The sequence below is a fragment of the Pseudomonas sp. 18173 genome (genome assembly GCF_050432945.1).
GTDB lineage: Bacteria > Pseudomonadota > Gammaproteobacteria > Pseudomonadales > Pseudomonadaceae > Aquipseudomonas.
Genome location: NZ_JBKFTN010000026.1, coordinates 84,233 through 94,481, shown reverse-complemented (window position 1 = coordinate 94,481; position 10,249 = coordinate 84,233). Strand labels below are relative to the sequence as shown.

General features: G+C 60.8%; 6 protein-coding genes. All 6 read left to right on the top strand.

All coding sequences use genetic code 11. The annotated features are described in order from the left end of the window. On the top strand, positions 1-4,297 hold a 4,297-nt coding region (locus tag ACLD1X_RS24715; protein ID WP_429372199.1), incomplete at its 5' end, for a beta strand repeat-containing protein. Between the two features lie 351 nt (positions 4,298-4,648). Continuing rightward, positions 4,649-6,307, top strand: coding sequence for a bifunctional 3-(3-hydroxy-phenyl)propionate/3-hydroxycinnamic acid hydroxylase (locus ACLD1X_RS24710; RefSeq protein WP_429372197.1), 1,659 nt, complete (start codon positions 4,649-4,651; stop codon positions 6,305-6,307). A 2-nt stretch (positions 6,308-6,309) separates the two neighbouring features. Beyond that, a complete protein-coding gene (locus ACLD1X_RS24705; RefSeq protein WP_429372195.1) occupies positions 6,310-6,957 on the top strand; it encodes a TetR/AcrR family transcriptional regulator in 648 nt (215 codons plus the stop codon). A gap of 400 nt (positions 6,958-7,357) precedes the next feature. After that, positions 7,358-7,972 (top strand): TetR/AcrR family transcriptional regulator, encoded by a 615-nt coding sequence (locus ACLD1X_RS24700; protein ID WP_429372193.1) that lies wholly within the window; start codon positions 7,358-7,360, stop codon positions 7,970-7,972. 87 nt (positions 7,973-8,059) lie between these two features. Next, positions 8,060-9,151 (top strand): VOC family protein, encoded by a 1,092-nt coding sequence (locus ACLD1X_RS24695; RefSeq protein ID WP_429372191.1) that lies wholly within the window; start codon positions 8,060-8,062, stop codon positions 9,149-9,151. Positions 9,152-9,291: 140 nt separating this feature from the next. Beyond that, positions 9,292-10,248, top strand: coding sequence for a fumarylacetoacetate hydrolase family protein (locus tag ACLD1X_RS24690; protein WP_429372189.1), 957 nt, complete (start codon positions 9,292-9,294; stop codon positions 10,246-10,248). The last annotated feature ends 1 nt before the right edge of the window (position 10,249 follow it).

The window sequence follows — 10,249 nt, the reverse complement described above, 5'->3', positions numbered from 1 at the left end:
CGACGCGCCGGTGCTCAGCTTCGCGACCGGCAATGCTGCCGGCGCGGTGCAGGAGGACACCGCGCTCAGCGTCAGCGGTCAGTTCAGCTCGACCGACATCGATCACGATGCCACCGCCACTTGGAGTATTGCCGGGTCAAATACCGGCACCTACGGCGCGATCGCCGTGGACACCACCGGCCAATGGACCTACACCCTGGCCAACGGCACCGATGGCGTTGCCAGCGCGGTGCAGTCGCTGAAGGCCGGCGAGACTCACAATGAGGTGTTCAGCGTGCAGGTCAGCGATGGCCTCGGTGGCGTGGCCACCCAGCAGGTGACCGTCACCGTCACCGGCAGCAACGATGCACCGGTGCTCAGCTTCGCGACCGGCAACGAGGCCGGCGCGGTGCAGGAAGACACCGTGCTCAGCGTCAGCGGCCAGTTCAGCTCGGCCGACATCGATCACGATGCCACGACCAGCTGGAGCATCAATGGCTCGTCAACAGGTACCTACGGCACGATCGCCGTGGACACCACCGGCCAATGGACCTACACCCTGGCCAACGGCACCGATGGCGTTGCCAGCGTGGTGCAGTCGCTGAAGGCCGGCGAAACTCACAACGAAGTGTTCAGCGTGCAGGTCAGCGACGGCCTCGGTGGCGTGGCCACCCAGCAGGTGACCGTCACCGTCACCGGCAGCAACGACGCCGCCGTGCTGTCCTCGGCCAGCGTTACGCTGAGCGAAACCAATGCTCCGCTGACCACCGGCGGCAGCCTGACCATCAGCGATATCGACAGCCCGGAAAGCTTCCAGGCACAGTCCAACACCGCCGGCAACTACGGCCAGTTCTCCATCGGCACCGGCGGTGCCTGGACCTACGTCGCCAACTCCGCCCACAATGAGTTCGCCGCCGGCACCACCTACACCGACACCTTCGCGGTGAGCAGTGCCGACGGCACCCTCACGTCGGTCACCGTGCAAATCCTCGGCACCAACGATGCGGCCGTGCTGTCCACCAACGTCGCCAACCTCACCGAGACCAATGCCGCGCTGACCACCACCGGCACCCTGACCATCAGCGACGTCGACAGCGCCGCCACCTTCGTCGCGCAAACCAACACCACCAGCAGCTACGGCCAGTTCTCCATCGGCGCCGGCGGTGCCTGGACCTACGTCGCCAACTCCGCCAACAACGAGTTCACCACCGGCACCACCTACACCGACACCTTCGCGGTGAGCAGTGCCGACGGCACCCTCACGTCGGTCACCGTGCAAATCCTCGGCACCAACGATGCTGCCGTGCTGTCCGCCACCGTCGCCAACCTCACCGAGACCAATGCCGCGCTGACCACCACCGGCACCCTGACCATCAGCGACGTCGACAGCGCCGCCACTTTTGTCGTGCAAACCAACACCACCGGCAGCTACGGCCAGTTCTCCATCGGCACCGGCGGTGCCTGGACCTACGTCGCCAACTCCGCCCACAACGAGTTCGCCGCCGGCACCACCTACACCGACACCTTCGCGGTGAGCAGTGCCGACGGCACCCTCACGTCGGTCACCGTGCAAATCCTCGGCACCAACGATGCGGCCGTGCTGTCCACAGGCATCGCCAACCTCACCGAGACCAATGCAGCGCTGACCACCACCGGCACCCTGACCATCAGCGACGTCGACAGCGCCGCCACCTTCGTCGCGCAAACCAACACCACCGGCAGCTACGGCCAGTTCTCCATCGGCACCGGCGGTGCCTGGACCTACGTCGCCAACTCCGCCCACAATGAGTTCGCCGCCGGCACCACCTACACCGACACCTTCGCGGTGAGCAGTGCCGACGGCACTCTCACTTCGGTCACCGTGCATATCGCCGGCAGCAACGACTCACCGACGATCACTTCCAACGGTGGTGGTGCGACGGCTTCGGTCAATGTGGCGGAGAACACCACGGCGGTTACGACGGTGGTGGCGACCGATGCCGATCTGCCGGCGCAGACGCTGAGCTACTCGCTCCTGAATACGGCCGGGACGGACTTCAGCAAGTTCTCGATCAGTTCGAGCGGGGTGCTGACGTTCAATTCAGCGCCCGATTACGAGAATGCCCAGGATGTCGGCGGTACTGACGGCGACAACGCCTACGTCGTGGACGTTCAGGTATCCGACGGCAATGGCGGAATCGATACGCAGACGATTACGGTGAACGTGCAGAACGTTGTTGAGACGCCAGTTGATACCGTGGCGCCAACGGTGGTAGTGACAGGGACCGCCCTAGGGAGTGCGGTGGGTTCAACGTCGACGGTCACATTCCAGTTCAGTGAGACGGTGAGCGGTTTCAACCTGTCTGATGTGGCAGTGACGACAACGAGCGGAACGCCACGCGGAACCTTCAGTAACTTTACCCAGGTTGACGGCGATACCTACACGGCAACGCTGACCAGAACGCTGGGCGGTAGCATAAAAGTCGACGTTGCCGCGAACAGCTACACCGACCTGGCGGGTAATCCTGGTGCGGCCGGGAGCAGTGCAAACCTTCCGGCAGGCGTTGCCGGCGAACCCGTCAATCTGGCCCTCAACGTTCCACAGGCCGATGTTAGCGGCCCCGTGACGGTGACCATCAGCGGTGTTCCTTCAGGGTGGGTGTTCAATGCAGGAGCCGACAACGGCGATGGCAGCTGGACCGTGCAGACCAGCGATCCCGGCGCATTGACGGTGACAACTCCAAGCGAATTCGCCGGTGCGTTGGTGCTCGATGTCAACATGTACTGGAGCAACAGCGACGGCGGCACCGCAAGCGCCTACGTGTTCAACAACGTCGAAATCTATGCCCCAGGCGCACCGGTCTTCGCCTTGTCCACCGACGACAACCTGACCGGTTCGTCCGGTGCCGACACCTTCGTGTTCGCCCAGCCGATCGGCAACAACGTCATTTACGGCTTCGACGCGGCGGTGGACAAGATTGACTTGATCGGCTTCACGGGTGTCAACGATTCTGCGGATGTGAGTATCGTCAACGACGCGAACGGCAATGCCGTGCTCAGCATCAGCGCTGACCAGACCATCACTGTCCACGGCGTGGATGCGGCGGCGTTGAGTGGGGCCAACCTGATGTTCGATGTGGACCCGGTCACGACCAATACCGGTACCATCACCATCACCATTGCCGACGGCGCGATCATGCCGTTCGGTGGCCGTATCGACAACAGCGGCACCATAGCGCTCGGCTCCACCGGCAGCGGGTCCGAACTCGAGATTCTGTTCCGTGGCGCGACATTGACCGGTGGCGGGCAAGTGGTTCTGTCCGACAGCGCGCAGAACCTGATCTTTGGTGGCAGCGCAGACACGGTGCTCACCAATGCGGACAACACCATCTCGGGTGCCGGCCAGTTGGGGGCAGGGCAGATGACGCTGGTCAACTCCGGTCTGATTCTTGCCAGCGGCGTCAATGCGCTGGTGATCGATACCGGTAGCAACGCCGTCACCAACACTGGCGTGCTGCAAGCGAGCGGCAGCGGCGGATTGGTGATTGAAAGTGCGCTCGTCAACCGCGCAAGCCTGTGGGCGAACGATGGCAATATCATCATCCATGGCGACACCAGCGGCGCAGGAAACGCCACTATCAGCGGTTCGGCAATGCTGGAGTTCGGTGCTGCCTCCGATCAGCATGTGACGTTCGACAGCGGCGCGGCAGGCACGCTCAAGCTCAATATGTCGACGGCGTTCAGTGGCAGCGTCAGCGGTTTTGCCGCCGGTGACAAGCTGGACTTTGGCGATGTTGCGTTCGGCGCCAATACGCAGATCACCTATGCAGCGAATGACACAGGCACCGGCGGTCTGCTGATCGTGAACGACGGTGCGCATGCGACGCAGGTCGTGCTGAATGGCCAATACGCGGCGGCGGGTTTGCAGGCGAACACCGAGGGCAGTGGCAGTGAACTGGCCTACGATGCAGCGGCGGCAAACCACACGATGCTGGGCGGCCTGGCCAACGACGTTCTGGTCGGCGGTGCGGGTGACGATCTGTTCTTCGGTGGGCTGGGCAACGACATGCTCAATGGTGGCCTCGGCAACGATACCTTCGCGTTTGCTGCCGCAGGCTTCGGCAACGACTCGATCCAGGGCTTCGACGTCGATCCGGCCGGAGGGCAGGACTTGCTCAATATCGCGGGGCTGGGGATCAGCAGCGAGACGTTCGCTGCCAACGTGAGCATTACGGCTGACGGGGCGGACACGCTGATCGGGATCGGAATGGACTCTATTCGCCTTGTCGGTGTTAACAGTGCAGGTATCGATCAGGCGGACTTTATCCTGACGGCATGATGCGTTTGCTGCCGGTCGCACACGACTGCGCGGTTGCAGAGCCCATCGCGGATAAATTCGCGATGGGCTCTGCGCGAGGTGTTTTTCTCGTCACTCCACGCTTCGATTGACTGAACATGCACCGCCAGGATGGCTCGCCCTTGTTCCGTCTCGACGAGAGGCCACGCCAAACCGGATACGGGGCACGGCATTGACCAGCGCTCCGGAATGCCTCTTCCTGTGACTTGGCAACGATCGAGATTATAATGACAGAAACGTCAATATTGAAAAGTATCTCAATATTGAATACCTTGGTGACGCCTGACGATGAGACCTGCGCGCCTCACGACTTCAATCACCCAAGGGCTCGAGATGAACAACAACAAGAAAACTTCCGAATTGCCTCCCTCCGCCGTCGATGTGCTGGTCGTCGGTTACGGTCCGGTAGGTGCGACAATCGCGGCGCTGCTCGGCCGCTACGGGGTTACGACCCTGGTGCTGGACAAACTCCATGAAATCGTACTGATGCCCCGTGCCATTGCGCTGGACAACGAGGCCCTGCGCATCCTGCAACTGGCCGGATTGTCGGAAGACGCTTTCGAAAAGATCGTGATCCCTGAAGTGAAGATGCACTCTCCGGTCCTCGGGCAATTCGGTCGAGCCAACACCGAGGGGTGTATCGACGGCCATCCCAAGCTTGTGACCTTCTATCAACCCGACCTCGAACGAGCGGTGCGTGGCCAGGTTTCCCGACTGAAATCAGTGACCAGCCTGGGTGGCTTCGAGCTGGAGGGTCTGGTTGAGGAGGCCGATTGCGTGGTCGCCACCGTACGGGACCAAGATGGGCAATCGCATGCTGTTCGCGCCCAGTACCTGGTCGGTGCAGATGGTGCAAGCTCAAGGGTCAGGGCACTGATTGGCCAGGAGTTCGAAGGGCAAACCTATGCAGAGGACTGGTTGATCGTCGATGCCAAAAACCGGCATCAGTCAGCCATTGATCACATTGAGTTTATCTGCAATCCGCAGCGACCCACGCCGCACATGCCGGCCCCGGGTGGAAGGGAGCGCTGGGAATTCATGCTGCAACCCGGCGAATCCCGGGAGGAGCTGGAAAGCCCGGAAAGCATCGCCCGGCTCATTGCGCCATGGATCAATCCGCAGGAGCTGGAAATCGAGCGCAAGGCGGTGTATCGATTCCACGCGCGTTGCTGTAAACGGTTCAGCAAGGGACGTACTTTCCTCGTCGGCGACGCCGCGCACATTACCCCTCCCTTCGTCGGGCAGGGGCTCGTAGCGGGTTTGCGTGATGGCGCCAACCTTGCCTGGAAGCTGGCCTGGGTCCTTCATGGCCACGCTGCGCCGGCGATACTCGATACCTATGACATGGAGCGCCGCCCGCATGCCCAGGCGATGATCAATCTGGCAAAAATGATGGGCCGCCTGGTGATGCCCAGGAACCGGGTCGCAGCGTTCTTCATCCACGGCCTGATGCGCATGCTCGCCTTGACTCCCGCTACCAGGAGGTACTTCGAACAGCTGGACATCAAGCCGAAGAACACCTTCAGGCAAGGCCTGTTCGTGCAACATCGCCGGGGCGACAAGCTGGTACGTGGCAGCCTGTTTCCCCAGGCCTGGGTTCGCACCCCGCAAAAGCAGATCAGGCTGAGCGACGATGCGCTGGGAGACAACCTGACCCTGGTTGGATTCGGTGTCGACCCGTTGGCACTGCTCACCACTGAGCAGATCGTTGCCTGGGAGAAGATGGGCGGTCACTTCCTGGAGGTCAGGACACGTGGCCAACGCTGCGGCGGCAGTTGTGACTTCATCGAAGACATGAATCATGACATCCTGCCGCTGGCTGCCAAAGGAACGCTCGTCGCCGTTCGCCCCGACCGTATCGTCATGCACCACGCGCCTGGCGCAGAGGCCGACAGTCTCATTCGCGACTGCAGGGAGCTGCTGGCTAGCGCAGACGCCACTCATGAACGCGTTTCCATTACCATCAACGAGCCCCCTCGATTAAGAGCCTGAAGATGCCTTCCTCCACTTTTCCTTCAGAAGCAACGACGCAAGAGCCTCTCACTCGAGGCCACAAAAAGCGTGAGCGCACCCGCCGCGGCCTGGTGGACGCAGCCTTGCGTCTGGTCGCACGCAAGGAAGTGGGGGAGATCGCGCTGCTTGAGGTCGCGGAGGAAGCAGCGGTATCCAACGGCACCATCTACAACTACTTTCGAACTCGCGACGAAGTGCTCGAGGCCGTTGGCATTGCGATGGCCGCCGAGTTCTCCGATGCCATTTCCACCCTGAGCGCGGACGTGCAGTGTGGCGCGCAGCGGCTTTCGATCGGCGTACGCATGTTCGTACGCCGGGCCGCCGAGGACCACGAATGGGCCAGCGCACTGCTGCGTATCATCCATTTCGACCGGGCCATGCGCTCGCGTCTGGCGGACCATGTGCTTGGCGACCTGCGTGAAGGCCTGCGCGGGGGCATTTTCGACTACGAGGACGAAGGCATCGCCCTGGACATGGTCGTATCGTGCACAACCGGGGCAATGCGCGCGGTTGTCGAGGGGCGGGGGGTGGCAGAGCACGATCTGCGGGTTGCCGAAATGATTCTCAGGGCACTGGGCGTAACACCTGCCAAAGCCAGGAAAATTGCCGGCAAGCCGCTGCCCGCGTGATCTGATGCCATTGCCGACCTGCCGCTCATTCAAGACTCTGGCCATCGAAGCGGGCTGAAGCGCTTTGAGCCGTTCATGTTCTGTCCTTGAGCCCATGAACATGCAGCCAGCCATCGCCAAGGCTCATATCGTTCGAACACCGTCTGGCAGTGCCTGCTCAGGTTGTTGATGGCCTGCCGATAAGTCGCGCCATAACCACTACAGGTAACTGAACATATGTGTTCGTTTGTTGTGGTGCGTAAAGCTGTTCATCGATCAAATAGAACCCCTCTAATCACCAGGGCTTCCAGGTATATAACGGTTTTATTCGAGATGTACGCGTTTTGTTCAATAAACGCTGTTGACGTCAATTGAACACAGGTGTTCAATGTTGCAATAAGGTAATCCTGGAGAGAGAACCGTGCAATCCCTGAATCCAACACAGCGCCGCATTCATCAAGCTGCCTTTCGCCTGTTCGCTGAAAGAGGCACTTCTCAAGTGAACATTCTCGACCTCGCACAAGAGGCCGGCGTGGCGCGCGGAACGGTCTACAGCAACATCGACAGCATGGAAAACCTGTTCGAGGCGGTCGCCAGCCATCTCGCGAGGGAGATGCATGAGCGCGTCAACAAGAGCTTCAATTCGCTCTCCGATCCGGCTCAGCGCCTGGCCAATGGCATTCGCTTCTTCATCCGTCGGGCGCACGAGGACTCCCGGTGGGGGGCCTTCATCCATAAATTCGCCATGAGCAACGCTTCGCTGCGTGAAATGTTTTCCAGCCAGGCGACGACGGATCTTCTGAGTGGACTTTCCACCGGTCGGTACCTGTTTCAGCAAGAGCAATTGCTCTCGGTCCTGACGCTGATATCGAGCAGTGTCCTGGGGTCCATTTTCCTGGTTCTGGAAGGGCACAGAACGTGGCGCGAATCGGGAGCCGATACGGCCGAACTCGTGTTGCGGGCCTTGGGTGTGCCTCTCGAGGAGGCTAGAGCGCTGGCGACCGTAGAGTTGCCGCCGCTTCCTCCGATCGACTAAGCGCAATAACCGACACTACGAACAAACCCCTGGATTTTTCAGGGGTTCGGGGATCGCTTTGCCCTGAAAAACCGGAAAACAAGAACAATGAACAGCAAAAATGAAATGCCCCGATTGGCAACGCAACAGCCTGCCAGGCATCGGCAGCCGACGGTGAAGGCCCAAGGCCTGACCCACCTGATTTTTCAAAGGCCGGACTTGAATGAGGCCGCGCATTTCCTGACTGACTTCGGCCTGACCGTCAGTCATCAGAACACCGAAATGCTCTATCTGCGCGGCGCAGCACCCACTGCCTATTGTTACCGCGTGCACCGTGCAGGAAAGGCAGGCTTTATCGGATTCGGCCTGGCAGTGCGATCGCCCAGGGATCTGGAAAAACTGACGCAAATTCCAGGTGCATCTTCAATCGAGGCCTCGACCCACCCAGGCGCCGGTCTCTGCGTCAGACTGACCGATCCTTCCGGCTTTATCGTCGAGGCTGTTTGCGACCAGGTGCCCGGTAAAAACCTGGAACACAGGGCTCCGCTTCCCTGGAATCTGGCGCAAGAACAACCGCGAATCAACGCCACGCAGCGCACACCGATTGCACCGCCTGAAGTCATCAAACTGGGTCACATCGTCATTGAAGTGGCCGACTATCAGGCGACCTGTGCCTGGTACACCGAGCATTTCGGGTTCATTCCCAGCGATGTGCAGGTACTCCCCGACGGCACCCCGATCGTCACTTTCATGCGCCTTGATCTTGGTGACAAGCCTGCGGATCACCATACGCTGGCGATCGCGCAGGGGTTCATGGCGACCTATAGCCACAGCGCCTATGAGGTTGTCGACGCCGACGCGGTGGGCATGGGGCAGCGGGTCCTGCGCGAGCGAGGCTGGCAGCATTCATGGGGCATCGGCCGACACATCCTGGGCAGTCAGATCTTCGATTACTGGCAAGACCCCTGGGGCGACAAGCACGAGCACTACTGCGACGGGGATATCTTTACCGCCATACAGCCGACGGGCATCCATCCCGTGAGTCCCGAGGCAATGGCGCAGTGGGGGCAGCGCATGCCCAAGAGTTTTACCAAACCCAGGATGAGCTTCAGCAACGTCCGGGCGCTCGTTCGCAACCTGCGACGCAGCCCTGACTTGACGATTCGCAAGTTGATCACGCTGATGCGGATGTTCGGGTAGAGCGGCCGCCATGTCGGCCACCGCTACACGGTATGGCCGGCGGCCCATTGATCCACAGCGCTGCCAACTCACCTTCAGAACAACACCACAGTTCTCGCGCCATCGAGCGCGGAACAAACACTGCTCCAGGAGTACCTTCAATGTCTGCTGTACATGTAGTCCGCTTTGAGTTCGAGAACGGTATCCACTGGGGCGTGCTTCGCCAGGACCGTATCACCGTTGTCCCGGGTACCTTTGAGACCACGGGTGACTTCATCTGCCAGAACAGTATCGATGATCTCGCTCAACTGAACGGTACTCAGCTGGAAGCGCACAAAGTGAAGCTGTTGTCGCCGGTGACCCGTAACCAGCAGTTCGTCTGCCAGGGGGCCAACTACCGACAGCACATGATCGAGTCGGGCATGGACCCGGATGCGAAGAAATACAACATGATGTTCACCAAGGCGACCAGTTGCCTGGTGGCCGCAGACAGCGCCCTGATCAAGCCGCGCAACGTCCGTTTCCTTGACTATGAAATTGAACTTGGTTTGGTGATGAAACGCGTGATCAGCGGCGCAGTGACCGTCACTGACGCCAACCTGCACGAGTTCATTGCTGGTGTGGTCATCGTCAATGATTATTCGGCTCGCGACATCCAGATCCCGCAGATGCAGTTCTACAAGGGCAAGAGTTTCCGCACGTTTGGCCCGGTCGGCCCCTACCTTTGCCTGCTGGGTGCCCAGGACATGCATTACCTGAAAGCATTGCAGTTGCGCCTGACGGTCAACGGCGAAGTCCGCCAAAGCGACAGCACGGCCAACCTGGTGTATGGCCCCGCTGAAACCCTGACCGAACTCTCCTCGGTCCAGGATCTCGCCCCCGGCGACCTGATCGCCACCGGTACGCCGGCGGGATGCGCGCTGACCATCCCTTCGCCCGCCAAACAGCGCATTGCGGCCCTGATGCCAGAAGCCACCAAGTGGAAGCTTTTCCTCAAGGCGCAGGAAGGGCGGACGCAGTATCTCAAGGCGGGTGACGTCGTCGAAGCGCGCATTCGCAGTGCCGATGGCGTGATCGACCTGGGTGTGCAACGCAACCGGGTCGTCGAGGAAGCCTGAA

Bases quoted from the DNA above. Each gene is read 5' to 3' on its own strand.
- ACLD1X_RS24710 (WP_429372197.1), top strand. From the start codon at position 4,649: ATGAACAACAACAAGAAAACTTCCGAATTGCCTCCCTCCGCCGTCGAT.
- ACLD1X_RS24705 (WP_429372195.1), top strand. From the start codon at position 6,310: ATGCCTTCCTCCACTTTTCCTTCAGAAGCAACGACGCAAGAGCCTCTC.
- ACLD1X_RS24695 (WP_429372191.1), top strand. From the start codon at position 8,060: ATGAACAGCAAAAATGAAATGCCCCGATTGGCAACGCAACAGCCTGCC.
- ACLD1X_RS24690 (WP_429372189.1), top strand. From the start codon at position 9,292: ATGTCTGCTGTACATGTAGTCCGCTTTGAGTTCGAGAACGGTATCCAC.